The sequence below is a fragment of the Paenibacillus albiflavus genome, assembly GCF_004344915.1.
Classification (GTDB): domain Bacteria; phylum Bacillota; class Bacilli; order Paenibacillales; family NBRC-103111; genus Paenibacillus_AM; species Paenibacillus_AM albiflavus.
Map to the genome: position 1 here is coordinate 44,637 of NZ_SKFG01000021.1, position 25,890 is coordinate 70,526.

At 41.2% G+C, this 25,890-nt stretch carries 28 protein-coding genes; 3 read left to right on the forward strand and 25 right to left on the reverse strand.

Annotation, left to right across the window (positions count from 1 at the left end; translation table 11 throughout):
- Positions 1 to 128 precede the first annotated feature (128 nt).
- The 4 genes from E0485_RS25350 to E0485_RS17895 form a co-directional block, all read right to left on the reverse strand.
- Positions 129 to 917, reverse strand: coding sequence for a hypothetical protein (locus E0485_RS25350; protein WP_207911011.1), 789 nt, complete (start codon positions 915 to 917; stop codon positions 129 to 131).
- Between the two features lie 165 nt (positions 918 to 1,082).
- Positions 1,083 to 2,261 carry an NAD(P)/FAD-dependent oxidoreductase gene (locus E0485_RS17885; RefSeq protein ID WP_132419437.1) on the reverse strand — a complete coding sequence of 393 codons (1,179 nt, stop codon included), beginning with the start codon at positions 2,259 to 2,261 and terminating at the stop codon, positions 1,083 to 1,085.
- Positions 2,262 to 2,294: 33 nt separating this feature from the next.
- Entirely contained in the window at positions 2,295 to 2,738 is a 444-nt protein-coding gene (locus tag E0485_RS17890) for a DUF1641 domain-containing protein (protein WP_132419438.1), read from the reverse strand.
- Positions 2,739 to 3,014: 276 nt separating this feature from the next.
- Complete coding sequence (locus E0485_RS17895) at positions 3,015 to 4,259, reverse strand: MFS transporter (RefSeq protein WP_132419439.1); 1,245 nt, start codon at positions 4,257 to 4,259, stop codon at positions 3,015 to 3,017.
- Between the two features lie 146 nt (positions 4,260 to 4,405).
- On the opposite strand from E0485_RS17895, the gene E0485_RS17900 reads away from it, so the two are divergent.
- Positions 4,406 to 4,831 carry a MarR family winged helix-turn-helix transcriptional regulator gene (locus tag E0485_RS17900; RefSeq protein ID WP_132419440.1) on the forward strand — a complete coding sequence of 142 codons (426 nt, stop codon included), beginning with the start codon at positions 4,406 to 4,408 and terminating at the stop codon, positions 4,829 to 4,831.
- 69 nt (positions 4,832 to 4,900) lie between these two features.
- On the opposite strand, the gene E0485_RS17905 is transcribed toward E0485_RS17900, so the two are convergent.
- From E0485_RS17905 to nrdR, 14 genes are all read right to left on the reverse strand, one after another.
- Entirely contained in the window at positions 4,901 to 5,095 is a 195-nt protein-coding gene (locus E0485_RS17905) for a DUF4177 domain-containing protein (RefSeq protein WP_132419515.1), read from the reverse strand.
- Complete coding sequence (locus tag E0485_RS17910) at positions 5,095 to 5,835, reverse strand: acyl-[acyl-carrier-protein] thioesterase (RefSeq protein WP_132419441.1); 741 nt, start codon at positions 5,833 to 5,835, stop codon at positions 5,095 to 5,097. Before E0485_RS17910 ends, E0485_RS17905 begins: the two co-directional genes overlap by 1 nt.
- Before the next feature lie 64 nt (positions 5,836 to 5,899).
- Entirely contained in the window at positions 5,900 to 7,309 is a 1,410-nt protein-coding gene (locus E0485_RS17915; RefSeq protein WP_132419442.1) for an alanine/glycine:cation symporter family protein, read from the reverse strand.
- 197 nt (positions 7,310 to 7,506) lie between these two features.
- Positions 7,507 to 7,977, reverse strand: a complete 471-nt coding sequence (locus tag E0485_RS17920; RefSeq protein ID WP_132419443.1) for a hypothetical protein — start codon at positions 7,975 to 7,977, stop codon at positions 7,507 to 7,509.
- Between the two features lie 104 nt (positions 7,978 to 8,081).
- A complete protein-coding gene (locus E0485_RS17925) occupies positions 8,082 to 9,401 on the reverse strand; it encodes a hypothetical protein (RefSeq protein WP_132419444.1) in 1,320 nt (439 codons plus the stop codon).
- Positions 9,379 to 10,506 (reverse strand): DUF58 domain-containing protein, encoded by a 1,128-nt coding sequence (locus E0485_RS17930; RefSeq protein ID WP_132419445.1) that lies wholly within the window; start codon positions 10,504 to 10,506, stop codon positions 9,379 to 9,381. The genes E0485_RS17925 and E0485_RS17930 overlap by 23 nt, the downstream gene beginning before the upstream one ends.
- Before the next feature lie 6 nt (positions 10,507 to 10,512).
- Complete coding sequence (locus E0485_RS17935) at positions 10,513 to 11,475, reverse strand: AAA family ATPase (protein ID WP_132419446.1); 963 nt, start codon at positions 11,473 to 11,475, stop codon at positions 10,513 to 10,515.
- 28 nt (positions 11,476 to 11,503) lie between these two features.
- Entirely contained in the window at positions 11,504 to 12,427 is a 924-nt protein-coding gene (locus E0485_RS17940) for an ABC transporter permease (RefSeq protein ID WP_235857616.1), read from the reverse strand.
- An 18-nt stretch (positions 12,428 to 12,445) separates the two neighbouring features.
- The gene (locus E0485_RS17945) at positions 12,446 to 13,324 is read right to left on the reverse strand and encodes an ABC transporter permease subunit (RefSeq protein WP_132419447.1); all 879 of its coding nucleotides are present in this window, start codon (positions 13,322 to 13,324) and stop codon (positions 12,446 to 12,448) included.
- A 130-nt stretch (positions 13,325 to 13,454) separates the two neighbouring features.
- A complete protein-coding gene (locus E0485_RS17950) occupies positions 13,455 to 14,357 on the reverse strand; it encodes an ABC transporter permease (protein WP_132419448.1) in 903 nt (300 codons plus the stop codon).
- A gap of 16 nt (positions 14,358 to 14,373) precedes the next feature.
- Positions 14,374 to 15,285: an ABC transporter permease subunit gene (locus tag E0485_RS17955; RefSeq protein WP_132419449.1), complete on the reverse strand. Its 912-nt coding sequence runs from the start codon at positions 15,283 to 15,285 to the stop codon at positions 14,374 to 14,376.
- Positions 15,286 to 15,334: 49 nt separating this feature from the next.
- Entirely contained in the window at positions 15,335 to 16,237 is a 903-nt protein-coding gene (locus E0485_RS17960) for an ABC transporter permease (protein ID WP_132419450.1), read from the reverse strand.
- A gap of 18 nt (positions 16,238 to 16,255) precedes the next feature.
- Entirely contained in the window at positions 16,256 to 17,167 is a 912-nt protein-coding gene (locus E0485_RS17965) for an ABC transporter permease subunit (protein WP_132419451.1), read from the reverse strand.
- 125 nt (positions 17,168 to 17,292) lie between these two features.
- Complete coding sequence (nrdR, locus tag E0485_RS17970; protein WP_132419452.1) at positions 17,293 to 17,754, reverse strand: transcriptional regulator NrdR; 462 nt, start codon at positions 17,752 to 17,754, stop codon at positions 17,293 to 17,295.
- Between the two features lie 115 nt (positions 17,755 to 17,869).
- On the opposite strand from nrdR, the gene E0485_RS17975 reads away from it, so the two are divergent.
- Positions 17,870 to 18,079 carry an alpha/beta-type small acid-soluble spore protein gene (locus tag E0485_RS17975; protein ID WP_132419453.1) on the forward strand — a complete coding sequence of 70 codons (210 nt, stop codon included), beginning with the start codon at positions 17,870 to 17,872 and terminating at the stop codon, positions 18,077 to 18,079.
- A 70-nt stretch (positions 18,080 to 18,149) separates the two neighbouring features.
- On the opposite strand, the gene E0485_RS17980 is transcribed toward E0485_RS17975, so the two are convergent.
- From E0485_RS17980 to polA, 4 genes are all read right to left on the reverse strand, one after another.
- Positions 18,150 to 18,725, reverse strand: coding sequence for a lytic transglycosylase domain-containing protein (locus E0485_RS17980; RefSeq protein ID WP_132419454.1), 576 nt, complete (start codon positions 18,723 to 18,725; stop codon positions 18,150 to 18,152).
- Between the two features lie 5 nt (positions 18,726 to 18,730).
- Positions 18,731 to 19,318 (reverse strand): dephospho-CoA kinase, encoded by a 588-nt coding sequence (gene coaE, locus E0485_RS17985; protein ID WP_132419455.1) that lies wholly within the window; start codon positions 19,316 to 19,318, stop codon positions 18,731 to 18,733.
- A gap of 112 nt (positions 19,319 to 19,430) precedes the next feature.
- The gene (gene mutM, locus E0485_RS17990) at positions 19,431 to 20,276 is read right to left on the reverse strand and encodes a DNA-formamidopyrimidine glycosylase (RefSeq protein WP_132419456.1); all 846 of its coding nucleotides are present in this window, start codon (positions 20,274 to 20,276) and stop codon (positions 19,431 to 19,433) included.
- A 26-nt stretch (positions 20,277 to 20,302) separates the two neighbouring features.
- The gene (gene polA / locus E0485_RS17995; RefSeq protein ID WP_132419457.1) at positions 20,303 to 22,975 is read right to left on the reverse strand and encodes a DNA polymerase I; all 2,673 of its coding nucleotides are present in this window, start codon (positions 22,973 to 22,975) and stop codon (positions 20,303 to 20,305) included.
- A gap of 198 nt (positions 22,976 to 23,173) precedes the next feature.
- Here polA and E0485_RS18000 point away from each other — a divergent pair, with 198 nt between their 5' ends.
- The gene (locus E0485_RS18000) at positions 23,174 to 23,926 is read left to right on the forward strand and encodes an HAD family hydrolase (RefSeq protein WP_132419458.1); all 753 of its coding nucleotides are present in this window, start codon (positions 23,174 to 23,176) and stop codon (positions 23,924 to 23,926) included.
- Between the two features lie 118 nt (positions 23,927 to 24,044).
- On the opposite strand, the gene E0485_RS18005 is transcribed toward E0485_RS18000, so the two are convergent.
- The 3 genes from E0485_RS18005 to pstB all read right to left on the reverse strand — a co-directional run bounded on the left by E0485_RS18005 (position 24,045) and on the right by pstB (position 25,885).
- A complete protein-coding gene (locus E0485_RS18005) occupies positions 24,045 to 24,299 on the reverse strand; it encodes an LSm family protein (protein WP_235857617.1) in 255 nt (84 codons plus the stop codon).
- Positions 24,300 to 24,444: 145 nt separating this feature from the next.
- A complete protein-coding gene (gene phoU / locus E0485_RS18010) occupies positions 24,445 to 25,104 on the reverse strand; it encodes a phosphate signaling complex protein PhoU (RefSeq protein WP_132419459.1) in 660 nt (219 codons plus the stop codon).
- A 37-nt stretch (positions 25,105 to 25,141) separates the two neighbouring features.
- Positions 25,142 to 25,885: a phosphate ABC transporter ATP-binding protein PstB gene (gene pstB / locus E0485_RS18015; RefSeq protein ID WP_235857625.1), complete on the reverse strand. Its 744-nt coding sequence runs from the start codon at positions 25,883 to 25,885 to the stop codon at positions 25,142 to 25,144.
- Positions 25,886 to 25,890: the final 5 nt, after the last annotated feature.

The following is a 25,890-nucleotide window of genomic DNA, read 5'->3' on the forward strand; positions in this document are numbered from 1 at the left end:
CTAGGGGTATTTTTATGCTACCTGATATCATTGCATCACCACTTGTTTTTATTGCGCAGGCTAATTAACAGATAGACCACCCGTAAATGGATGGCCTATAGTATGTTTTTCATTTAATCGAAAGTTCTTTACTTCAACTTTTCAACATGGGAACCCAGAAAGAATTGAACATTTGTATAGCCGCCGGATACATTTGCAAATGACCATGGTCCTACAGGTACTCCCCAACATCGAACATCATCTTCTTCAAGGATATCACCAGTGGATTTGTAAAGTAACAATTGATAAGAGAATCCGTTGTCGTCCATGACGTGCAAAGTTGCCAGGGTTGTATTATCTTCAAGCTGAGTTTCTTCAATTGTAACTACAGTGCCACTGAAGCTAGCCATTTTATCAAAATAGGGGGCAGCATTCTTGTTTAGGAGTTTAGCATTAATTGATTTGTCAGTCATGTCCTTGGCAGCTTTTATATCCGCATCATCTTGTGCAGGAAATAATTTATAATTGCTTACAATAAAATCATAGGTTTTTTGATTCAATTCTACTGCATCTTCGGTAATGGCGGGAATTGCTAATTGTGCGTGATTAGCGTATTTTGTTTTTTCGAAATTTTCTTTCTTTTTTGCCTCTTCTTCAGCCTTTGCTTTAGCTTCAGCTACTTTCTTAGCTTTATCTTCAGCTTCTTTTTTAGCTTTCGCTTCTTCAGCCGCTTTTGCCTCAGCTTCTGCCTTTATTTTGGCTTCAGCTTCAATTTTAGCTTTTTCTTCTGCAGTAATCTCAACTTTTGCAGTTGGAGAAGCTTGGGTAGCTTGTACCGGGTCCTTATTTGAGGAACAACCTAAAATGCTTAAAGTCAATATGAGCATCAATCCGATAATAAAATATTTACTCGCTTTGTTGTGATCAAGAATCTTCATTTCATATTTCATCCCTTCAGTTAATTAGTATGTTATTACTATTTGACGAAAAAAATGATATACCTTCCTGAATACTGTAGAATTTTGTATTATTTTCCCCATTTCGAGAACGCAAAACAAAAAGCTGACGCCGGTAAAGTACCGACGCCAGCTCACAGCCTTGTTCTAGTAAGCGAGTGTATAGAGAGCCTTGATATGCGATAAGTAACGAACGTTACTTGCTTCTTTCATAATTGTCGCAGGCAAGCCTTTAAGTGAAGTTCCATTAGCACCGATCGTTGCAACAGCATCCTTGCGGCCTAAGCTTGCAAGTGTACCTGAGTTTACAGGTTCGAATGTTTCGAACGCTTTGTCAGCCAAGAATGCATACAGGTTATAACCGACGAGTTCACCCATTTGCCAAGCGATTTGAGCTGTAGGTGGATATGGGCGACCATCAGCCGCGAATACAACTGCACTATCCCCAACAACAAATACATCCTTGTGAGATGTGGATTGCAGATAATCGTTAACAGTTGCACGACCGCGGTTCACCTCAAGACCTGACTCTCCAACTAGCGGATTTCCTTGAACGCCACCTGTCCATACGAATGTATTCGTAACGATCTTCTGTCCATCTTTAAGCTCTACAACGTTACCGTCAACATTCGTTACAGGAAGACCTGTCAAGAATTTAACGCCACGAGCTTCTAAGCTTGCCACAGCACGTTCGATCAAGTGATCAGGAAAAACTGGAAGAATCTTAGGACCAGCTTCAACTAGCAATAGCTTAATTTCTTTTGCGTCAACACCATAAGTTTTGCTTAACTTCGGCAATTGGTCTGCAATTTCACCAACAAGCTCAACACCTGTTAGACCGCCGCCACCAATAAGGATTGTTGCATCCGCTTCATTGCGAGTCTCAGCATAAATGCGAATGCGATCTTCGATATGCTTACTGATATGGTTCGCATCTTCAGCTGATTTAAGCACCATACTGTACTGTTCAAGTCCTGGAATATTGAAGTAAGCTGTCTTACTTCCTAGACCTACAACAAGAGCATCATAAGTTAGTTTTGCACCGTCTGCCATTTTGACAACTTTCTCTTCAACGGAAAAAGATTCAACCTTACCGATCATAAGATCGATATCTAATCCCTTAAATAACTTTGTTAAAGGCATTGCAATTGCCTTCTCAGCAATGCTGCCTGCTGCAAGACGGTGCAGTTCAGTAATGATCTGATGTGTTGGGTATTGATTTACCACAGTTACACGCGCTTCATCCTTATTCATGTATTTACGAATATTAAGAGCGGCAAGAAGACCGCCATAACCTGCACCTAGAATAACTATATGTTTGGACATCGTTGTTCCTCCGTTCATCAATGAAAGTAGATACTATTTGTTATTTGCACGTTCTCCAGCAACTTGAAGATAAGCATTCAAAAAGCGGAATAGCTTTTGAGCTTGCGGATCTTTGACCATCTTGAGCAAACCAAATAATCCGATCACCTCAGTGCTAGCTTCTGCGCGATCTTTAGCCTCAATTACATTCGCAGCCATATTTTTTACGGACTCAGTTACAGGAGCAGCCATTTCTTTAATCGCTCCTACGGCATCATTCTTTAATACTTCGTCAGTCGCAACACCTTGTACAAAAGTATATGATTTCGTCAAAATATTAACGAGTTCAGTCAATTTAGGCAACTGAGTAACAAGAGCAGTTAAAGATTCTTGAACCTCTGGTTTTAGCAGCTGACTAACGATATCGAGTTGTTCTTGACTAGGTAAATTGTTTGCATTGACTTGTTCAGGCTTGATTTCAGTAACAGTTTCTGACATGTTTAATTCTCCTTTGTGTTAAAATTCTCAAACCCAAAGAGTTCAAGAAATAGTTGGACCTATGGCAAGGTACATGTATAACTACGTGAATTTTTGCGCAAGCATTCACAGAACTCATCATTTGGGTGACATTTTTCATCGCAATTCTTATGAAAATAAGAATACGACTTATTTAGTAGGAATTATAAACTATTTTTTTTAATAAGTATACAACTTTGATTTTATCAATTAATGGTTGAAACCCGCTCCTTATGTAGGAACGGGCTAAATTCATGATTAATGACTTGCCGCTAAATCGATATGCTTCAAATGTTTTTGATTCAGAGCCAAGAAAATAACAGACATCATAACAAAAGCACCACCCACTACAAAAGGAACATGTGAATTAAATGTTTCACCTAGCTTGCCTGCTACGAATGGTGCAATAGCTCCGCCTATAAACCGCAAGAAGCTGTAAGCTGCGGATGCTGTTGAACGTTCTACAGGAGCTGCGTTCATAACCGCTGTCGTAATTAGTGTATTATTATTTCCGAGTAAAGCACCCGCAAATACAACTGCTGCTATAACAAGCCATTGAGTCGATGTCCAAATTCCCATAGCCAGTAAATCAAGTCCAAACAGAATCAGCATGATCATCATGGATTTATTCGTTCCAAATTTCTTTTGCAGCTTAGGGGCCATGAATACGGAAGTGATGGCAAGGAGCAGTCCCCAACCCAGAAATACATATCCTAACCCATGCTCTTCTAATCCTAGAACGAATGGTGCATAAGCCATTAAAGTAAAGAAACCAAAGTTATATAAGCAAGCTGTAAGACCATATACGACAAGAGCTCGATGCTTCATTGCACGAAAAGGATCTAGTATATTCGTTTTGTGCGCTGCAGCTTCTGGACTCTTCTTGGGCGCCTTCGGCATCATAATGAATAAGCTCAGAAATGCAATAACCATTAATGCAGCTACCCCAAAGAATGGACCACTCCAATGGATCGCGCCTAGTTCACCACCGAGCAGTGGACCAATGGAAATACCTAAACCAATCGCAGCCTCGTATAAAATAATCGCTTGCGCTACGCCAGACTTAGATAATGACACAATCGCCGTTAATGCCGTAGCGACAAAAAGCGCATTTCCTAGTCCCCATCCTCCGCGTAAACCAATAAGCTCCCATATGCCACTCGACATACCACCTAACGCTGAGAAAATCGCGATAATAACGATCCCAGTAAGTAGTGTGCCCTTAATTCCTAATCTTGATGAAATAAATCCAGTAAAAAGCATCGCAATTGCCATAACCGCATTGTAGCTAGTGAATAATAGGGACACTTGGCTGTACGAAGCATTTAATTGCTTACCTATCGCTGGCAGAATCGGATCAACAAGTCCTAGACCCATAAATGCAATTACACAAGCAAATCCGACAGCCCAGACAGCTCTTGGTTGATTAAGAAGGCTGGTTTTTTCTGATGATAAAGGTAATGCGGTTGATGTACAATTGCTTACATTATTTTGTGATGACATGTATTCATAACTCCTTTTATCCATATGGTTGCATTATACAACTAATTAATTGTATTATACAACTATATAGGTATATGTCAATCTCGGTGCTAGTATGTTACCATTGAAGAAGTTCATGATCACATTACATGATGAAGGTGGGTATAATGGAGAAATCATCACATGAAACGATTGAACTAGAAATGGCTTTTCTTGTTCGCCGTGTTACTTCTATGACTTCCAGTAGTAAAAGTCTCGGTATGCTTGACCGTTCTGCTTATTTATTCCTGCATCACATAACATCACATGGTCCTGCTGGTGTTAAAGCATTAGCAGATGAATTTCAATTGGATATTTCAACAGCGAGCAGGCAAGCCGCTGCTTTAGAGCAGAAAGAATTCTTATATCGAATACCAGATCCTCATGATGGAAGAGCCTATTCCTTGCAAATAACGGAATTAGGATTGCAAGAATATCTTGACTACAAAACAATACGAATAAATAAAATGAAGACTGTGCTTCATGAATGGTCTGAAGATGACCGCATGAAATTCGGAGAATTATTGCGTAAGTTCAATCGTTCATTTCGATAGAAGCCTATATAAAAGCCCTTGGACCTCCTGGTCAAGGGCTTTAACTCGTAGCTGAACTATTCTATAAAACTATCTTTTTCTCTTAAATACACATACGATCTCACGCGATGCGCCTTGCGACATACTTGTATCAAAACAAGAAATAAGTTCCCAACCTGCACTGCCTAGCGAATTCAGTTCATTCTCAAACTCAGCCAGATCCACCTTGCCTCCAAAGAATCCTTTGGTATGTAATTTTAATGTTTTGTATTCCCATGTGTCTATCATTTATGAGCCTCCCTACTAATCATTGCTTCGAAAAACACTTTACTTTCTGCTGAGACTCCCCGAATATATATCTCTGACCCCGAGTGGACGGAACGGAGAATCGTTATTTCTTCACCCATGATAGCTTCCTGATAATAGGTGATCCGGAATCGGTTCAGTCCAGCATCCAGCTCTGCTGTAGTCAATGCATCTAAACAGATATCAGCAAATCGCGCATTATTCAAATGCCCATTCATGTCTATACTGCTGTAACGAACCTTCCACACATAGGCTTCCTCAAGTGGAATTTCCGCCGGGATCGATACGCGAGCTGGCGCATCGCCAATTGAATCGGTCGTATTGGCCGCAACCTCAAATGGAAACGCAGATGAGCGAAGAATTTTACGTTTATTCAGATCGACAAGCACCCATACGGTTCTAGCTTGTCCGATCTGCTCATGCCCTTCTCCAAATAAGCGAAAATCGCGCAACCATTGCACGCCCTTCGGTTCTTTATTCCACGTTTCAATTTCGAACTCTTCACCATATCGCGGCATGCGCGTAAGCTCCAGATCGATCGTAGTCAGCATCCATGCCATATCATGTGCAAGTAATTTCTCTAAAGATACGCCTAAACTTGCAATATGCGCATCGCCAGCACGCTGCATCCATTCAAGTAAAGTGGATAGTTTACAATCTCGCTTGTAATCACAGTTATCCGATTGCACCAAATGCTGTTCATTCCACAGATGTCTCAATGTCAACAACTCCTTTAGTACCCTTATCATACTATTTTTAATGAGCAGATGACATCAGTACTTACTAATGGTCCTCCCAGCATTCTGCACCTGTAAGTCCGTCTATATGGCTTGCGACAAATTGTGGATCTTTGCCAGCTTTGCGCTGCTTCATGTAGTCCTGAAGTGCTGCAAAAGCAATGCGTCCAAGCACTAGAATAACGCCTAAATTCAGAAGCGCCATTAAACCCATAAATAAATCAGCTAAATCCCATACCACCTGTACTTGCGCAAGTGAACCAAATATTACCATCGCTACGACGATGATTCGATAGCAGAACAGGAGCATTTTACTGCCATTAAGGAATTCAATATTGGTTTCACCATAGTAGTAATTTCCAATGATCGAGCTGTAGGCGAACATAAACACCATCACAGCAAGAAGCCCTGACACCCAAGACCCCATTGAACTTGTTAATGCGTATTGCGTCAACTGAATCCCCATTAGATCCATACCTTCGGGAATGTCTGCGAACAAAATGATAAAAGCTGTAGCACTACAAATCAGTAGCGTATCCGTAAAAACACCCAAAGCTTGAATCAGCCCTTGCTTCACAGGATGAGTCACTTCTGCAGTTGCAGCGGCATTAGGGGCTGATCCCATCCCCGCTTCATTGGAGAATAACCCCCGTTTAATTCCTTCCATCATCGCAGCACCTATTCCCCCACTTACCGCCTGCTCCCAGCCAAATGCACTACCAATAATGTAGGAGATGACTTCTGGAATCCGAGTAAAATGAACAACAATCATGTACAAAGCAATTAGGATGTAGAGAATCGCCATAACTGGCACGATGATGGATGACAACTTAGCAACATTTTTGACACCGCCAAATATAACAATGACAACAAGTATGGCAAGTACGATTGCAAACGCATCCGTCGGAATTCCAAAAGCTGCTTCAAAAGAAAGCGCAGCGGTATTCGCTTGAACAGAGTTAAACACGAATCCAAAGCTGATCGTTATCAAGATGGAAAAAATGACGCCCAGCCATCTTTTATTAAGAGCCTTTTCCATATAATAAGCAGGACCACCACGGTATACCTGACCATCTCGAACTTTATAGATTTGGGCTAATGTACTCTCAACAAATGCGGAGGCTCCCCCAATCAATGCGATGACCCACATCCAAAAAACAGCACCTGGACCACCTAACGAGATTGCGATTGCAACTCCGGCAATATTACCAGTACCTACTCTTGATGCCGTCCCTATACAGAATGCTTGAAAAGAAGAAACGCTGCCTTTCTTATTACTTCTATTTCCTGTAGTTTCCTTGCCAAGCAATCGGATCATTTCGCCGAAGAGGCGAAACTGGACGAATCGTGTGCGAATCGTAAAATAGACCCCTGATCCAATTAACACAATAATTAAGACATAAGACCATAGAATGGTATTTCCTGTACGAATAATTTGATCCAGCCATGCTACCACTTGCGTACCTCTTTCTCATCTTAGATGTTTAATGGTGTACATTAGTATAACAAAAAAAGATCATTTTCCCAAAAAATTGTTTAATTACTTATAAATATCTATTTTATACACACGAAGAGGGTGCTCCCCGAAAGTCATTGATCACTTTCGGGAGGCACCCTCTTCGCAGATACCTGATCAATTAAGAGTTGGCTCTCTTAACGAACAGATGTCTTATTGGTCATAATCCATGCATCGCCTTTATACGTAGGTACTCTACCTTTTGAGCGGTCTACGAATAGTTTCTCTTTGCATGCATTGCATTTGCCATACTCTGTATCCTTCTTGATATTGACCACATAAGTCGCAGAGCATTTACATTCAATTTTAAATAAGTCTAGCGCATTATGATAGGCTTTGGCTAGTTCATCTTGCTGATCATCCAGAGGCAAATTAACGGATTTGCTTGCTTCATTTAACCCATGAACATGCATTGACGCGACATGATCAGGATTAATCGCATATGTTTCATCCCCAACGTTAAAAACGATCTTCTGACCTTGTTCAAAGCATCTAAAAATCTCTTTGGCTTGTCTGACAGTAGCTGGGAATGATCCTTTGTAACCTGAACTTAGAACGTAAGTTATCATTTGAAGCTTTTCATTCATATACAATTCTGTGCTATACATACAACCAAATTCACCTCACCATGCGATTATACCATGCGCCTATGAAACAAAACTACTCGAAATCAGCGAATCTACTTTCCTAATAATGTTAATTTTTCATAGAATTACTTCTTCAATCTGATCACTTGATCATCGCTCATAGATTCATGCTCATTTCCATAACGGGCTTTATTGTAGCTGTTAGCTAGTTCAATGAATTCTTGTTCATTTATTTCTTTATCAAATACTTGTCTTTTCACGATGGCTTTCATTGTTTCATCAGGTGTCAACTCTTTTTGATAGTTAAACCCTTTGCCAATAGCATCTATCACTTTATGCTTATAAATCCACCTTACTCGTTCACGCCAATTCGTGAGTTCCGACCATTTAGGCTCTCGTTTCATCAGATTATTCCATTTATTTTTCAGCGATTGAAAGACGGATGATCGAATATCCTCCCACGCTTGTAACTGTTTCTTCTCATCATGATAACCGCTATTCAAATAGATTTTATTCTTTCCGGTTAGCAGCCTTTTGATAAATTGAATGAATCGATTTATCGCTTCTCGAATTTTTGGAAATAGAATATAACATAGAAATAAGAAGATCAGGATAAGGATCCCAACAAAAATGAACAATATAACGTCGCCCCATTGAGATAGTTCCTCTTGCTGCGGCATTTCTTCCACCGGACTAAAATCCTGTATGGGTGGACTTTCAGGTACATAATTGGTAGAGAGCCAAGAAACCAATAATTGGGCGAGATACGCAGCGCCTTGCAGCATCCAATTCACGATTTGATCTAAGACATAAACAAATGAAAAGAATACAATTAAACCAATGAGTATGAATGTCCATAGTCGATTCTTGCTCACAACTGTACGGGATACCCTGCGATTTCCAGGTGTTTTGTTCTGTAAATGCTGTTGATTAAACTGAAACAGGGTAACGATTAGACTCGCTAGACCTGTCCATAAAAACAGGTTCTTATAAGGCTCCAAGTCAATTGAAAAGACTGAAGCGATCGAAGCTACAAAGTAACAGATGATACCAATCACGAATGCTGTTGGAGGAAAAATAGAATCCCACTCATATACAATCATTTGTGTGCCACGATAGATAAGATAGCAGCATAAAGCTACCATTAGAATCCCTACCAATCCAAATGATACGGATGTTATTAATGCAACCAATAGGATGCTGATCACGAGCAATAAAGCATAGAACCATATAGCCCGACTGATTCGAATTGCAGCCACAAGAGCACCACATAAATAGGACGTCCATAACAATACGACCCAAGTCCCTAATGAAACAGGTGACAATATAAGATAAGTAATGATCACGAACGGGACAAACATTAAGAGCTCAATGCCTGCATACAGAATGCTATGAGTTATCCGTTTCAGCAGCATACTTAAGCTAGGACGCTGTAATTCCATCATAAGGGTCCTCCATCACTTTACTTTGCTTATCCTTCAGCATGATCATGTCGACGGTATGCCCCATACTCCGCAATCGCTGGATCTCTTTTTCGATCGCTTTATTCGTATAGGCAGAAATAATAAGACAATCCGTACTGCTATCCGATGACCTTCCGATATTCCCTAACAAATCCTCGAATGGAAAACTGCGTTTCAATTCCAGCTTGGCCAATGCTTCCATGATCGATCGCTGGTGATAGAGTCCAGTTTGACACGGTATTTGAATTGGCGTTCTCAGCGGTCCGTCAACTAATCTCCCATTGGAAGCAAATCCCGTAGCAATTCCTTTATTCATGACATAATCTACTAAGGAAGCGACATAAACGATGCCTTTCTCGATTAACTCTACGTTAGTCACGATATTCCACATCGTGGTGCTATCATCGATATTTAATAGAATCATTAGCTTATGATCCGCTGTAAAAGCTCGACTATTCACTTGAAGATTCCCGCTGCGAGCGGTTGCTTTCCAGTTGATACTGTTCATCGGATCGCCAGCTTGATATTCTCTCACCCCCTGAATAAAGAAAGGATCCTCCACAATCCATCTTCTCACGAGCAAATCACCAAGCCATTTACTCGAAGGCAGCGGAATTTCATCAACAGGTATGGGAAGTGGATAGACTAGGATTGAACAATTGACATAGAGCTGCTCATGAACTTCTACTATTCCTAAAAGATCGCCACTCGTTATTGTAGTTGAATTAAGATAATAATAACCTCGCTTTAAACACTTCACCTGATGCCTTCTAGTAATTTCTGTGTAGGGCATCAGACTGAACAGACTCATATGATTCTGCATGATTTCTCCCGAATCTATGGCCATATCAGCTTGCCCGGCCATTTGCAAATGAGCGGACATCATCGTTTCCACACGAAGCCATGGTGTTGGCAGCAGCTTCCGATTGGAGATCCGTTCAATTAATTCTATCTCGTCTCCCGCATAACATTCTGTACGATCAAAGCTTTTATGATACTCAATCTTTGTAAGTGACCATCGTCTAAACAGTGCCCTTTGACCTATTATCACAACTAATGCAACAAGGATGATCCAATGAATACCCATAAGAGGCTACCTTGACAGAATAATTTCTTCAGCAGGTACAGCTACCATGCCAAGAATCTGCCCGATCAGTGTTCCGCTTTGATTACTAGCAAGTCTATTAACATGTGACAGGACAAGCCGATGCGCAAGGACAGGCTCTGCCATTGCCTTAATATCATCCGGTGAAACATAATCTCTACCCTTCACTACAGCATGAGCTTGTGCAGCCTTAAGTAAAGCTTGCGTTCCTCTCGGACTAACCCCGATCTGAATTTCTGGATGCTGTCTTGTCTTCTCTGCAATCGCAACGATGTAGGCTAATAAATCTTCATGCACAAATACGGAAGAGTACTGATCTTGAGCCGCAATTAACTCTTCCCGATCCACGATGGCTTGAATCTGCTCAAGCACATTATGTTCCTTGAATCTGCGCAATATTTCGACTCCTTCCGCTGTAGAAGGATAACCCATATTAATTTTCAGAAGAAAACGATCTAGTTGTGCTTCCGGCAAAGGAAATGTCCCTTGATTCTCGATTGGATTCTGTGTCGCAATCACAAGGAATGGACGAGCAAGCCGCATTGTTTCCCCATCTATACTCACTTGTCGTTCCTCCATACACTCAAGCAAGCTGGATTGTGTACGAGGCGTTGCGCGGTTAATCTCATCCGCGAGAACAATGTTCGCAAATAACGGGCCTGGGCGAAACTCAAAATCGCTTGTTTTTTGGTTATAGTAATGCAAGCCACTCAAATCCGATGGCAGCAAATCAGGTGTGAATTGAATACGCTTAAAATCCCCATTAAGCGATTTGGCAATAGCTTTGGCTAGTAGGGTCTTACCTGTTCCAGGGACATCTTCTAGAAGCACATGGCCAGATGTTATAAGCGCAACGACCAATTGCTCAACGACATGTTCCTTACCAACAATAACTTTAGCGACATTTTTCTTTAGGCGATCAGATAGTTCTTGAATAGCTTGTAGTTTCATATTTGAGTTCTCCTTTAAATATAGTAATTTATATTGTACGGCTATTTCCACGTCGATTAAAATATTGGCGAAGACCTTCACCTAATATATTGAAAGTCAAGATTGTAAACATAATAGCAGCAGCAGGATAAAGAACAAAGTCAAAATTGCTGACATAGATGTTTCTGCGAAGGTCGTAATCGGAAAGTAGGCTAACCCAATCGATACTACCATTACGGATTCCCATCCCTGCATCCCAAATTGCTTTATTAACTTTAATAATAATTTTCAGCACGCCCATCTGTCCAATTAATAAGGTGATTTTGCCTAAATCAATGCAGAAATAAATGATCATTTCGGGCAGTAGTGCGGGCATATAATAACTCTTTATCATCCGCCAAGGACTTAACCCCAGTGCATGACCCGCTTCAACATATTGCTCATTGGAAACCTTGCTTGTCTGTTGTTGAATGACGTAGGCAGCTCGTCCAACCTCGATTAACGCAACAATAAGAACAGCCCATATCAAACGGGTTGGTGAGATATTATTAGAAATGAAAGGAAGCGTAAAAATAATGGCAACAGAGAATATAGTAGGAAGATAGGAGAAAATCTGATTCCAGAATGTCGTAAGAAAATGGAAGTAGCCTCTATTTCGATACGATAATAACCCTAGGGGAATAGCGACCAAATAACGAATAATGGCGATTCCAAAAATAATATAAATCGTATCGCGTGTACCTAGTATGAGCTTACTAAAATTATCGACTCCAATACCATCTGAACCAAGTAGGTTGGATTCGGATGGAGGGTATTTTGGCACCATTATTTTACCATCTGCTCCCCACTTGCTTCTGGAACCCTCTAATGTTGCATCTACGTGAGGAAAATAAGGTCCAAAAATCATTACAATGATAATGATAGCAAGCATGCATACGCCAATCCATAATGTCATGTTCTTCATCTTTTTCATATTCATACTCCCTTTCCTCTATCTTGGATCTAGCTTATGTTTAGCAATCTGACTGATCACCTGAAAAATAAACAGTAGCACCATGAAACAGAAAGAGATTCCAATAATGACACCAGGCTCAAAGTAACTTATCGCCATGTATAATCGAGAGGCAGCACCCGGATAGTTCGTGAAAATCTCAACGAACAATAAATTGGATAATATATAACCGAATAAGGGCAATATATGTGTTAATAGGGTTGACATGCTATTTTTGAGTATATGCTTAAATAAAATCAACCGTTCCGTTATGCCTTTCGCACGAGCTACTTGAATATACATTTGTCCCTCTTGCATCGCAATGGAAGCACTCGTAATTCTCGCCATATAAATGACTGGATAAATGGAGACTAAGATAGTTGGCACGATGAAATCTGTCCAATGCCCCTTTGGAAAAAAGGGGATCCATCTCACATAGCGAATCACGATCCATTGGATGATGAGAATCAACATAAAATCGGGAATCGATTGAACTAACCATGTGCTCCAATTGCCCAATAGATTGAATTTTGTTTTGGAAAGTTTATAGTCCATCACGCCTTTTAATGTCCCAACCACGACTCCTATAACAAGAGCTAGCAAGATAATCACAATACTACGCCCCATAGCGGACATAACAGCTTCACCTGTTGGAATTAGAGCATCACGTGATCTGCCAAGACTATGGTTTACAAACATTTCATGAAAGAAATTCTTAATATTCTCTATGTATAATTCCATTGTTGTGGGTGGTTCGATTCCAGTATTATTCATACGTACGTTAACTGCATTGCGAGGGTAGAGAACGATCAGAATAATACCGATCATTGCAATAACCGTAATTACAAATGTCCCAAGTATATTTCTTCTTAGTTTCATAGCGCCTCCATTAATTTGAATTTGTAGAATTATGATATAAATAAAGCGCTACAATCCTTTGCTTTTAACAGCTGAGTAATTGTAACGCTTCTAGTTGTTTTAAATTGTCATTCAATCATTCTCATTTGATTTACATACTCCTATAACCGCGTCTATTATAATGTCTTCTTAAGCCTTCACCCAATACATTAAAAGTAAGAATCGTAAACATGATAGCTCCGGCAGGGAAGAATACAAACGAGAACTTGCTTAAATAAATATCGAATCTGGAATCTGCGAGCAGATTGATCCAGTTATTGCTAGTATTCAAAAATTCCATTGTAAATTCATGCGTCTCAACCCAATCTTGTGATAGGAAAATACCCAAGATCCCAAGCTGTCCTACTAATAGCGCAGCCCTACCTAAGTCTAAGCAAAAATTAACAATCATTTCAGGAATCAAACCCGGCATATAATAGCTTTTGGCAATACGCCAAGGACTGAATCCAAGCGCATGGGCAGCCTCGATATAGAGTTCTTTTGAAATTTTATTTGCCTGCTGTTGTGTCACGTAAGCAACGCGTCCTGCCTCCAGTATGGCCAAAGTCAGAATAACCCAGAACAATCGAGACGATCCAAATAGCATAAACGGCAAACATATGATAACAACCGCTGAGAAAAACGTAGGTAAATAAGAGAAGATTTGATTCCAACCTGTCGTAAGCGAATGGAAGAAGCCTTTGTTGCGGTACGACAGCAAACCTAATGGAACTCCGATTATGTAGCGAACGAGAGCGATTCCGAGTATGATCATGATTGTCTCTTTCGTTCCCAGGATCAGCTTGCTGAAATTATCTACGCCTGATTTATCGGAGCCTAGCAGGTTCAGACTCGATGGCGCGTATTTCGGCAATTCAATCCGATTATCAAGCCCCCATCTTGACCGAGACTCAGCAAGTGTCGTATCAACATGAGGTAAATATGGTCCAAAAAACATAACGATTATAATAATGGTCAGCATGATGCAGCCGATCCAAATTGCACTATTTTTCATAGGTATTTACCCCTTCTCATCGTGGATCGAATTTGCGTTTTGCAATTTGGCTAAAAAACTGAAGGATAATCAGCAATACCATAAAACAAAAAACGATACCGATAATAACGCCAGGTTCATAATTTGGTCCAGTACCAATATATCGGCTGTAATCAATAGCGAGATATAAACGATAAGCGGCACCAGGATAGTTAGAGAAGATCTCAACAATCAGCAAATTAGACAAAATATATACAAATAGCGGCGTTATATGAGTCAGGATCGTCGCCATGCTGTTATAAAGCATATGCTTGAATAAAATGACACGCTCTTTAATCCCTTTGGCCCGCGCTACCCGAATGTATAGCTGTCCCTCCTGCGTAGCGAGCGATGCACTGGTTATTCTAGCAAGATAAATAATGGGATAGATCGATACCAGAATCGAAGGCAATATGAAATCAGACCAATCTCCATGCGGGAAGAATGGAATCCACCTTAAATGGCGAATCGTCAGCCATTGAACGATAAGTACGAGCATAAAATCTGGAATCGATTGGATGAGCCAAGTTGTCCAATTGCCCAAAATGCTAAACTTCGAATTTGAAAGCTTAAAATCGAGTATTCCTTTTAGTGTCCCAAACACAATACCGAAAATGAGAGCAACTATAATAATCACAATGCTATTGTTCATTGATTGTATGATCGTTTGGCTTGCGGTAATCTGCGAATCTCTCGTTGGACCAAGACTGTGATTTACGAATAATTCGCGAAAAAACCCCGTAATATTCTCAACATATTGCGACCAAATCTGATCATTCGGATGGAGGATAAGACCAAATTTTCCATACTCGATATTTAATTGACGCGGGTATAATACGAGCAATATAACGAATAGCATGGCAATTGCACTGATAAGCAGTGGTCTTAGCATTTGTTTAGTGAGTTTCATAGCTTCTCCTATTCATGATAATTTGTTTGTTTATTCTGTCATCATACTTTTACACAACGCTATTTCCCCGTCTGTTAAAAAGTTTTCTGAGCCCTTCGCCTAATATATTGAAAGTAATAATGGTATACATAATCGCGAGTGCTGGGAAGAATATGAAAGCGAATTTGCTTAAATAAATGTCGGAACGATGATCTGCAAGCACATTGATCCAATTGGAGCTTGTGTTGGAAATCCTCATCGTAAAGAATCCAATCTCAACCCAATCCTGTGATAAGAAAATCCCGATAATCCCAAGTTGTCCGATTAATAAGGCGACCTTGCCGACATCCATGCAGAAGTTGACTATCGTTTCTGGCAGCAGCGCAGGCAAGTAACAGCTTTTGACTAATCGTAAAGGATTTAAGCCAAGTGCATGACCAGCTTCTACAAACAGCTCCTTAGATAACTTATTCGTCTGCTGTTGAATAACGTAGGCAACACGTCCTGCTTCCAGAATGGCCAAAATCAGCACAACCCAAAGCATTCGATAGGAATTAAACAGAAAGTAAGGGATACTGACCAGTAAAGCTGCCGAGAAAAAAGTCGGTAAATATGAGAAAATCTGATTCCAGCATGACGTAATCACATGAAAAAAGCCTTTATTCCTATAAGATAATAAGCCAAGCGGAATCCCAATTAAGTACCGTACAAGGGCTATCCCCACTATTAAATAAATCGTTTCTTTCGTTCCTATAATCAGCTTGCTGAAATTATCAACACCATTGCGATCAGAACCAAGTATGTTAACATCGGATGGGGCATATCGTGGCAGCATTAACCTGTTATTCTCATTCCATCTATGCTTAACTTCAGCCAGCGTAGGATCTACTTTTGGGAAGTAGGCACCAAAATACATGACGATGATGATGATGGCGAGCATTATTCCACCAACCCATAATGCTTTATTTTTCAATAGCTATACCACCTTATATTATCTAGGATCAATTCTCTGCTTCATAATGAGGCTAATGATTTGAATAATGAGCAGCATTATCATAAAACAACAAGCAATTCCGATGATAACACCCGGCTCGTAATTACTCCCTGTTCCATAGGATCGATTATAATCAATCGCAAGAAACATGCGCTGAGCCGCTCCAGGATAATTAGAGAATATTTCGACCATCAGTAAATTGGATAAAATATAAACAAACAGCGGGGAAATATGGGTCAAAATTGTTGAGGTGCTATTTCTGAGCATATGCTTGAATACAATCGAGCGCTCGGATATCCCCTTGGCACGCGCCACACGAATGTAAAGTTCACCTTCCTGCATCGCAAAGGAAGCGCTTGTAATTCTGGCTAGATAAGTAATCGGATGAAGCGAAACGAGAATCGAAGGCAGTATAAAATCTGACCAGCGACCCTGCGGAAAAAACGGAATCCATTGCAAATAACGAATAACGACAAATTGCATCATGACCATGAGCATAAAATCGGGGATAGACTGAAAGAACCATGTAGTCCAATTTCCAAAAAAAGTGTACTTCGATTTCGATAATTTATAATCTAATATCCCTTTGAGCGTTCCAAATACGACAGTCAGAAAAAAAGTAGCGATGATAATCACGATACTATTGCCCATAGAAGTCATGACGGCTTTCCCAACTGTAGTCAATGAGTCTCTGGTCGGTCCTAGACTATGATTAACGATTAGTTCATGAAAAAAGTTGTTAATATTCTCCCCGAATTCAGTCATGATGGGCTTGCTATTTCCAAGCGATACCCCAAATTCACCTCTTACGATCGTTAAATGCCGCGGAAATAAAACAGCCAAAATAATAAATGCAATTGCAATCATACTAATAATGAATGATCTCAAGATCTGAATGCTTAGTCCCATATTACCCCCATACAATTGCATGATTCCGAATAATCAGATTCATTGTAAGATACAACCACTAATATTTAAAAAAGCGCACAACATCTCAGTAGTTCGCTTAGATGTTGTGACGCTTCTAGTTGTTCTTATAATTCGTGTTTGCCAAGAATTTGAGTCAGTTCCTTCAAAAACATACTAATATCCTTAAATTGACGATAAACAGATGCAAATCGGATATAAGCAACCTCATCGACAGGATAGAGCTGCTCCATTACAATTTCACCGATATCACGTGAATTGACTTCTGCATGCGCTGTATTTCGAAGCTGCATTTCAACCTCAGATACGATGCTTTCCAGCTGTTCTACGGATACTGGCCGCTTCTCACAAGCTCTAATGAGTCCGCGCAGCATTTTCTCACGCGAAAATTCTTCTCTTGATCCATCTTTCTTAATGACAATAAGTGGTGTTTCCTCTACCGTCTCGAAGGTTGTAAATCGCTTGAGACAAGCATCACATTCACGCCTTCTACGGATGGACTTATTCTCATTAGCTGCCCTTGAATCAAGCACTTTGGTCCCAAAATGATCACAATAAGGGCACTTCATACGTTTATCCCTCCGTTATATGTTTCTTACAATCGATTGCCATTTGTTGCTTGTCATGAACTTTGTACAAAGGAGCATAATAGTTTTACCAAGAGACAAGGAGGTGAACGAACACATGGCATCCAGAAACCAACTTGTAGTGCCTCAAGCAAATGCTGCTTTGGATCAAATGAAATACGAGGTTGCTTCTGAACTAGGTATCTCTCTTTCTCAAGATGGATACTACGGTAACCTTGCAACTCGAGATGCAGGTTACATCGGTGGTAACATTACGAAAAGACTGGTACAAATTGCTGAGCAGCAATTAGCTGGTCAATCCCGATAGTCATCGTCTGAATTCTATATAACACTAAGGAAGTATAGGATAATCCCTACAAGGGTTGTCCTATGCTTCTTCATGATTTTAGATCAGGTCCATATACTTTGTGATACTTATCATAATAATAACGTACTCTTTTGACAAAATGCTTCGTTTGCCCGTAAGGAATTGTAGAAATTGAAGTTTCAGAGCCATCCCATACATTCGTAGCACGCCATTTGTTAACCGTGCCTTGACCGGCATTGTACGCCGCGATTGCATAATTAAGATGACCGTCATAATAATTCAAAAGCCAACTTAAATACCACGCACCCATATCGATATTAACCGAAGCATCTTGCAAGTCGTGATCGGACCCCACTGTGCCAATATTGGAAGATTCCTTAATCCATTGCGCTGTTTCAGGCATTAACTGCATTAATCCTAATGCGCCTTTGGAAGAAGTTCCTTCTACTTTAAAGTTATTCTCCACTCGAATAATCGCTGCAATTAGAAACGGGTCCACGTTATATTTCGACGCACTTGTCGAAATTTCCTGCCTATAATCGATAGGGTATAACAATTCTTCAATTTTATTCGAGAAAATTAGCAAAAAAAGTAAAACGGCAATTAAAAGAATTGCATAAGTTCGTTTTTTATGAACAAAATTCATCCCAACTAAATTCCTTTCCAGAACGCTTCAATTTGAGCTTCTGTTGTATCTAAGCTGCCACTGTTATCAATAAGAACGTCTGCAAGGTTTTTCTTGTCTTCAATTGGCACTTGGGTATTCAATCTGGCCTCTGCCTCCGCTTGGGTAAAGCCGTCACGATGTATAAGCCTCTTAAGCTGTATTTCACGTGGTACGTAGACGACCATAATCTGCTCAAACATAGAATCATATCCTGATTCATAAAGCAGCGGAATATCAACTACGATCAGCTTGTCCGGATCAGATATTGCGTATTTCTCCATTCGGTTTCGGATCTCTTTACGGATGGAAGGATGCAAGATATTATTCAGCTCTTTACGTTTGGCCTCATCTCCAAATACGATCCCTCCAAGTGCTTTACGATCAAGTCGACCATCTGGTAGTATGATCTCTCGACCGAAATGCTGAACCAATTGCAACAAGCCAGGTTGCCCTGGCTCAACAACCTCTCTTGCAATGACATCTGCATCTATCAATATCGCCCCTCTAGCTTTAAGCATATTGGCGACTGTACTTTTACCGCAAGCTATACCTCCAGTAAGTCCCAGAAACATGTTCTTACCTCCTTACATCATAACCCACCATAGCCATCATGTGACAAAGCTAGTGCAAGAAGAAACGGTTTCACCGTCCCTTCTAGAATACCAAGCAAATGTTCTAATATGCCTATTTCTTAAGCTTAGATTTGTTTGACTGACATTTCGGGCAAATATGTGTACCGCGCCCACCTACTACGTACCTCTCAATCGGTTGTCCACAGTTCGTACATGGCTGCTGTGCTCTGCCATATACTTTAAACTGGTGCTGAAACATCCCGATCTCGCCTTGCCCATTAACAAATGATTTAATGGAAGAACCACCCGCCGCAACAGCTTCTTGAAGCGTTTGCTTAATTGCGTCATATAACCTGTGAAGTTCATTTGTAGTTAAGGAATTCGCGGATCGTTCAGGATGAATGCCTGCCTGAAATAAGGATTCATCCACATAAATATTTCCGATTCCGACAATATAAGCTTGATTCAACAATAAAGGCTTGATCATCGTCGTACGTTGATGGATTACCTTCTTAAAGGCTTCAAAGGTAAAGCTCTCTTCTAGCGGCTCAAGCCCAAGCTTATTCAGGGGAGGCTTAGTGAATGCCTCCTCATGAGAGAATAAGTCCATCGTACCAAACTGTCTGACATCCTTATAGCGCAGCTCCGTGTGGTCGGTAAAGGAGAAGATCACATGCGTATGTTTTTCCACTGGATCTGCAGCCTGATACAAGCCATAACGTCCCTCCATTCTCAAATGGGAGACAAGAATATAATCATCAAGTACAAAGGTTAAAAATTTGCCGCGACGACCGATATCGCGAATCGTCTGGTCCGCTAATAAAGCAGCAAACAACTGAGGATCTTCAGGAGTGCGTACAATTCTAGGCAATTTCACCTCAACTGCTTGAATTGTTTTCCCACATACGAGTTCTATTAGTGTTCGTCTGACCGTTTCGACTTCTGGCAATTCTGGCATGCTCTATCATCCTAACCTGTTATCGTTTACTTCGCATCGTACCAATCTAAGCCTTCGGAAACGTCAGCTCGAAGTGGTACATCCAGTTTAATCGCTTGCTCCATCACTTCTGGAACAAGTTGTTTCATTAGCGCAACCTCATGTTCTGGAACTTCAAATACGAGTTCGTCATGTACTTGCAAGAGCATGCGAGATTGCAGCTTCTCTTGTCGCAAGCGTTCCGCCATATTCACCATGGCCAGCTTAATAATATCAGCGGCAGTACCTTGAATTGGGGTATTCATCGCTGTACGTTCGGCAAATGAACGCAAGTTAAAATTAGACGCTGTAATATCAGGCAAATATCTGCGACGACCGAGCAAAGTGGATACATAGCCATCCTGTCTTGCTTCTTTTACGATATCCTCCATAAACTGGTGGACACCTTGAAAAACAGCAAAATATTGCTCAATAAACGCAGCTGCTTCTTTACGTGTAATATTCAAATTCTGTGACAAACCATAATCGGATATGCCATACACGATACCAAAGTTAACAGCCTTCGCTTGGCGGCGCATATTCGCATCCACCTGATCTTGGCCGACTCCAAAAACATCCATTGCGGTTTTGGTATGGATATCCAAATCATGCAAGAACGCTTCGATCAAATTCTTATCTTTGGAAATATGGGCAAGTACACGCAATTCAATCTGCGAATAATCCGCCGCCAAAATATGCCATCCTGGCTCGGAAGGTACGAATGCTTTGCGGATCTGTCTGCCTTCTTCCATGCGAATCGGAATGTTTTGCAGATTCGGATATTGCGAAGACAATCTTCCTGTTGCTGCAATCGTTTGCTTGTAATACGTATGAACTTTGCCCGTCTCTGGACGTATTTCTTTCAGTAAGCCTTCGATATACGTTGAATTCAGCTTCGCAAGCTGACGGTAATTCAAGATTTGTTCTACAACTGGGTTATAAGGCGCCAGTTTCTCCAGCACTTCGGCGTCTGTTGAATAGCCCGTCTTCGTTTTCTTAACAGGCGGCATCCCCAGCTTCTCAAAAAGCACTTCACCCAGTTGCTTAGGTGAATTAATGTTGAACTCCACCCCAGCGAGTGCATAGATGCGATTCATTAGCTCTTCCAAGCGAGCTGATAAGCTCTCACCTAGCCGCTTAAGTGTCTTTGCGTCAGCCGCAATTCCTTGCTGCTCCATATCCGCAAGAACGCCCGAAAGCGGCAGCTCCAGCTCATAGAACAGCGGCTCCATACCGCTGTTCTTCAGATGCTCGGCTAGCGGCTCCGCAAGGCGCGCCGTAACCTCCGCCTTGCGGCAAATATGTGCCGCAAGCACGGTTTCCTCTGGCAAGCGGAACTTCGTTCCCTTGCCGTAGATTTCTTCGTCGGCTGCAAGCACGCCGACGCCATGTTTGGCTGCTAGGCTGCTCAGCGTTAGACCCGACTCCGTCGGGTCGAGCAAATACGCAGCCAGCAGCACGTCGAACGTCACACCGCGCAGCGCGACGTTCGACCAGCGCAGGGCGATGTCGATCCGATGAAGGTCGTATACGACCTTCTTGGTGGATGCATCGCCCAGGTAAGCGCGCACAGCCTGTGCGCGCTCGCTCGTGCCGCGAAGCGCAGCTAGCGGCACATAGAACCCGCAAGCCGCGGTGTGGAACGCGGCTCCGATTACTTCTGCCTGATGCGGATTATCTCCGATTACCTCTACATACACGCCCGTTACATCAGCCAAAACATCGATTAGCTGTGCAAGCTCGTCCTCCGTATGTAGAATCCGCACTGGAACTGCAGGTTCTTCATAGACAGGTTCAAGTTCTTCTGCCTCTGATTGACCTGTGCTAAAATCTGTTTTATCTAATAGTGATTTAAACTCAAGCTTGCGGAACAGTTCCTTGAGCTTCGTACTCTTCCAGCCCTCGTAGGCAAATTCGTTCCACTCTGTACCCATCGGAACTTCACGAAAGATTGTAGCAAGCTCTTTGCTCAGCTTTGCACTTTCTGCATGTTCCGTCACTTTTTCTCCGAGCTTGCCTTTAATCTGATCCGCGTGTGCAAGCACTTCTTCTACTGTTCCATATTCATGCAGCAGCTTTAATGCAGTCTTCTCGCCAACACCTGGAATACCAGGAATATTGTCAGAAGTATCCCCCATTAAGCCCTTAAGATCAATGATCTGCAAAGGTGTAAGACCATAGCGTTCATTTACTTCGCCTGGATTATAGCGATCGACCTCAGACACACCTTTGCGTGTCAAAGCAATCGTTACATGATCAGATGCCAATTGAAGCATATCCTTATCTCCAGATACGACAACAATTTGACGACCTAACTGATCTGCTTCCTTTGTTAGTGTTCCGATAATATCATCCGCTTCATACCCATCAAGCTCAAATTGGCGAATGCCAAAAGCCTCGATCAGCTCTCTGATAAGTGGAAATTGTTCTGACAACTCAGGTGGCGTCTTTGATCTTCCACCTTTATATTCTGCAAAGTGCGCATGACGAAACGTGATCTTCCCCGCATCAAAAGCGACCAAAAAATGCGTCGGTTTCTCTTCTTCAATCAGCTTCATGAGCATTGTCGTAAATCCATAAACTGCATTTGTATGTAAACCTGATGAGTTACTGAGGAGTGGTAAAGCATAGAACGCTCGGTAAGCGATACTGTTACCATCAATAATTAACAATTTATCCATTTTGGCACCCCGTCTTTCCTCTATGATCATCATATCATAGGTACGTGCATCTTCAAAAATAATTATGACTGAAAACAGTTCCTAACTTCATAAACATATAATAAATAGTAAACTTAGGCATATCCTTCCGATTTAGTTTTGCTCGGTGGACGTGACACATCCGTCCACGGGCTCACAAAACTTTTAGGAGGTTCGCACATGAGCCCCTCTTTTGTTCCTAACCAAAAAAAGGTTATATTTTTTGATATGAATAACACGCTTGTTGATCGACGTAAGTGTTTTGATTCTGCATTTGTTTCAGTACTGAAGGATTTTACAGGAAGATGGTCGAGTGAGGACACCGAGCTGAATCCACAGCAAGCACTTCAGAATTACAAAATCGAGTGGAGTCGGCATCGAAAGACGACGGGCAAAGATTTTGAAGCGGGGGATGAGCTGCGCTATAATTGCTTGCTTAAAGCGCTAGAGCCTTATCATTTTAAAGTAACCCCTGGTTTTTCAAAAATATTCTTCAAACAAATTGATGATGCGGAGGAGAGCTTCATCAGTCTATTTCCTGGTGTTGAAGAAACGCTTCGGGCGCTTTCAGCCAAATATACGCTCGCCATTATTTCGAATGGCAGTCGCAAACGACTGGAACAGAATTTAAACAAGCTGCAATTAACAAGATGGATTCGCGATGATTGGATATTCACCTCACAGCAGGACGGCCCTCGCAAGCCACATCCGGGTCTTTTTGAAACAGCTATGGCAACGACAGGAACCTCACCTGCACAAGGTTTAATGATTGGTAATTCTTGGAAAAATGACATTATTGGTGCAACTAGATGCGGTCTAGACGCTATATGGATTCATCCCAATCATGTGAAAAAAATATCTCAACGCAAGATCGGTAAGCAAAAAGTAGTCATTATTCGTTCTTTCCGTCACTTAATTCATGTACTCCTATAGCAATAATGGCTGTCTCATAAGTAGATACGTCTACATATGAAACAGCCTTCAACAGCTAAACTACTCTCAAGTTGTGAAAAACATTATTTAAAAACAGTTACTCCTAAATTTTTTTCTACTACACAATTAAAGCAATGGCTAGCAGATCGAATAGTGCTAACGTTGTTACTGCTGCTCCTGCACCCCAGCCATAGCCACCGTAGAATCCCGAGATTCTGCAGCGATCTCCATAGGGAGAATTCTCGCGTATATAGAGGTTTGATCTGTCTACATTTACTAATGTACCTTCATATACACGGCCATCTCTCATATGAACGCGAACATTACGATTCATGTAGCTATGACATGCATAATACCTTTCTGCGATTGACATATGTTTAAGCCTCCTCAATCATTAAGCTAGTTTACTATATGAGACTAGTTTCTCAATAGATTGGGTATATCATCTACTAGGCAACAAAAATAACCATATGTCTATGAATTTTAGTCACATGGTTATCTTAATCTTACTCTTATTCTTAAATATTCAAGTCCTTACGCTTACCTATTGTCATATAAATGACACCTTCACCAATATTGGTGGTATGGTCAGCAACACGCTCAAGCCAATATGCTGCCTGAATCAAGTGCACAAGCTGGCGGTTCTGCGAGTAATCATTACTCATCAGTGACAAGGCATCATGCATGACAGTTCCATATAAGCGATCCACCTGATCATCTTTTTCCGCTAATGCTGCTGCGCGATGAATGTTCTTCTCGGTATAAGAAATCAAGCTGTCACGCAGCATTTCTAGCGCAATATCTGCCATTTTTGGAATATCGATTAACGGTTTAGCCAACTGTTCACCTTTTAATCGTATTGTAATTTTGGCAATATCGACGGCATGATCTGCAATTCGCTCCAGATCTACTGCAATCTTCATTGCAGTCCCGATCACACGTAGATCGCTTCCCATTGGCTGCTGCAAAGCAATTAAGCTTAAGCACGCTTCTTCGATCTGAAGCATTGCCTGATCAATTCGATCATCTTGATCAATTACTTTCTGTGCTAGATCCACATCAATTCTGGACAAGGACTCAACGGCTTGCCCAATCGCTTCTTCTACATTTTTGCCCATTAAAGATAAATTGTTCTGCATCTCGCTTAAAGCCAAATGAAAATTCGATCTAGTATCCATAGAGCCTCCTCATTATTATCCTGATTGCATTAACCTCTTATCCAAATCTTCCCGTAATATAATCTTCTGTCCGTTGGTCTGAAGGATTCGTAAATATTTTGCCGGTTTGTCCAGTTTCGACCAATATTCCATTCAAGAAAAAGCCGGTCGTATCCGAAATTCTTGCAGCTTGCTGCATATTATGAGTCACAACCACAATCGTATATTTATCCTTAAGCGTCTGTGTTAATTCTTCAACCTTAAGCGTTGATATTGGATCAAGCGCTGAAGTTGGTTCATCCATCAGCAGTACATCTGGCTCCACTGCAAGAAGCCGTGCGATACAAAGACGCTGCTGTTGTCCGCCCGATAAACCGAGAGCAGATTTACCTAGCCGATCCCGTACTTCTCCCCAAAGTGCAGCTTGCGTTAAAGAACGTTCCACAATTTCATCCAAGATAGCCTTTTTCTTAATGCCATGTATTCTTGGTCCATAAGCTACGTTTTCATATATGCTCATCGGAAAAGGATTTGGGCGCTGAAATACCATGCCTACGCGCTTGCGCAAAGCCACAATATCCGTTTCAGGCGCATAAATGTTCTCTCCATCTACATATATTTTTCCTTTAATACTAACCGAGTCAATGAGATCATTCATTCGGTTAAGCGTTCTAAGAAATGTAGATTTACCGCAACCAGACGGACCGATTAATGCCGTGATCGTTTTTGCCTCGATATTCATATTAATTTTATTTAGTGCCTGATGTGTACCATAGAATAAATCTAGGTTGTCAACAGACATTTTAG

Bases quoted from the DNA above. Each gene is read 5' to 3' on its own strand.
- nrdR (WP_132419452.1), bottom strand. From the start codon at position 17,754: ATGAAGTGCCCTTATTGTGATCATTTTGGGACCAAAGTGCTTGATTCA.
- E0485_RS17950 (WP_132419448.1), bottom strand. From the start codon at position 14,357: ATGAAAAATAGTGCAATTTGGATCGGCTGCATCATGCTGACCATTATT.
- E0485_RS17900 (WP_132419440.1), top strand. From the start codon at position 4,406: ATGGAGAAATCATCACATGAAACGATTGAACTAGAAATGGCTTTTCTT.
- coaE (WP_132419455.1), bottom strand. From the start codon at position 19,318: ATGTTTCTGGGACTTACTGGAGGTATAGCTTGCGGTAAAAGTACAGTC.
- E0485_RS17885 (WP_132419437.1), bottom strand. From the start codon at position 2,261: ATGTCCAAACATATAGTTATTCTAGGTGCAGGTTATGGCGGTCTTCTT.
- E0485_RS17920 (WP_132419443.1), bottom strand. From the start codon at position 7,977: ATGTATAGCACAGAATTGTATATGAATGAAAAGCTTCAAATGATAACT.
- E0485_RS17935 (WP_132419446.1), bottom strand. From the start codon at position 11,475: ATGAAACTACAAGCTATTCAAGAACTATCTGATCGCCTAAAGAAAAAT.
- polA (WP_132419457.1), bottom strand. From the start codon at position 22,975: ATGGATAAATTGTTAATTATTGATGGTAACAGTATCGCTTACCGAGCG.
- E0485_RS17980 (WP_132419454.1), bottom strand. From the start codon at position 18,725: ATGAATTTTGTTCATAAAAAACGAACTTATGCAATTCTTTTAATTGCC.
- E0485_RS17945 (WP_132419447.1), bottom strand. From the start codon at position 13,324: ATGAAACTAAGAAGAAATATACTTGGGACATTTGTAATTACGGTTATT.
- E0485_RS18000 (WP_132419458.1), top strand. From the start codon at position 23,174: ATGAGCCCCTCTTTTGTTCCTAACCAAAAAAAGGTTATATTTTTTGAT.
- E0485_RS17975 (WP_132419453.1), top strand. From the start codon at position 17,870: ATGGCATCCAGAAACCAACTTGTAGTGCCTCAAGCAAATGCTGCTTTG.
- E0485_RS18005 (WP_235857617.1), bottom strand. From the start codon at position 24,299: ATGTCAATCGCAGAAAGGTATTATGCATGTCATAGCTACATGAATCGT.
- E0485_RS17930 (WP_132419445.1), bottom strand. From the start codon at position 10,506: ATGGGTATTCATTGGATCATCCTTGTTGCATTAGTTGTGATAATAGGT.
- E0485_RS17965 (WP_132419451.1), bottom strand. From the start codon at position 17,167: ATGGGACTAAGCATTCAGATCTTGAGATCATTCATTATTAGTATGATT.
- E0485_RS17955 (WP_132419449.1), bottom strand. From the start codon at position 15,285: ATGAAACTCACTAAACAAATGCTAAGACCACTGCTTATCAGTGCAATT.
- pstB (WP_235857625.1), bottom strand. From the start codon at position 25,885: ATGTCTGTTGACAACCTAGATTTATTCTATGGTACACATCAGGCACTA.
- E0485_RS17895 (WP_132419439.1), bottom strand. From the start codon at position 4,259: ATGTCATCACAAAATAATGTAAGCAATTGTACATCAACCGCATTACCT.
- mutM (WP_132419456.1), bottom strand. From the start codon at position 20,276: ATGCCAGAATTGCCAGAAGTCGAAACGGTCAGACGAACACTAATAGAA.
- E0485_RS17940 (WP_235857616.1), bottom strand. From the start codon at position 12,427: ATGAAAAAGATGAAGAACATGACATTATGGATTGGCGTATGCATGCTT.
- phoU (WP_132419459.1), bottom strand. From the start codon at position 25,104: ATGGATACTAGATCGAATTTTCATTTGGCTTTAAGCGAGATGCAGAAC.
- E0485_RS17925 (WP_132419444.1), bottom strand. From the start codon at position 9,401: ATGATGGAATTACAGCGTCCTAGCTTAAGTATGCTGCTGAAACGGATA.
- E0485_RS17890 (WP_132419438.1), bottom strand. From the start codon at position 2,738: ATGTCAGAAACTGTTACTGAAATCAAGCCTGAACAAGTCAATGCAAAC.
- E0485_RS25350 (WP_207911011.1), bottom strand. From the start codon at position 917: ATGAAGATTCTTGATCACAACAAAGCGAGTAAATATTTTATTATCGGA.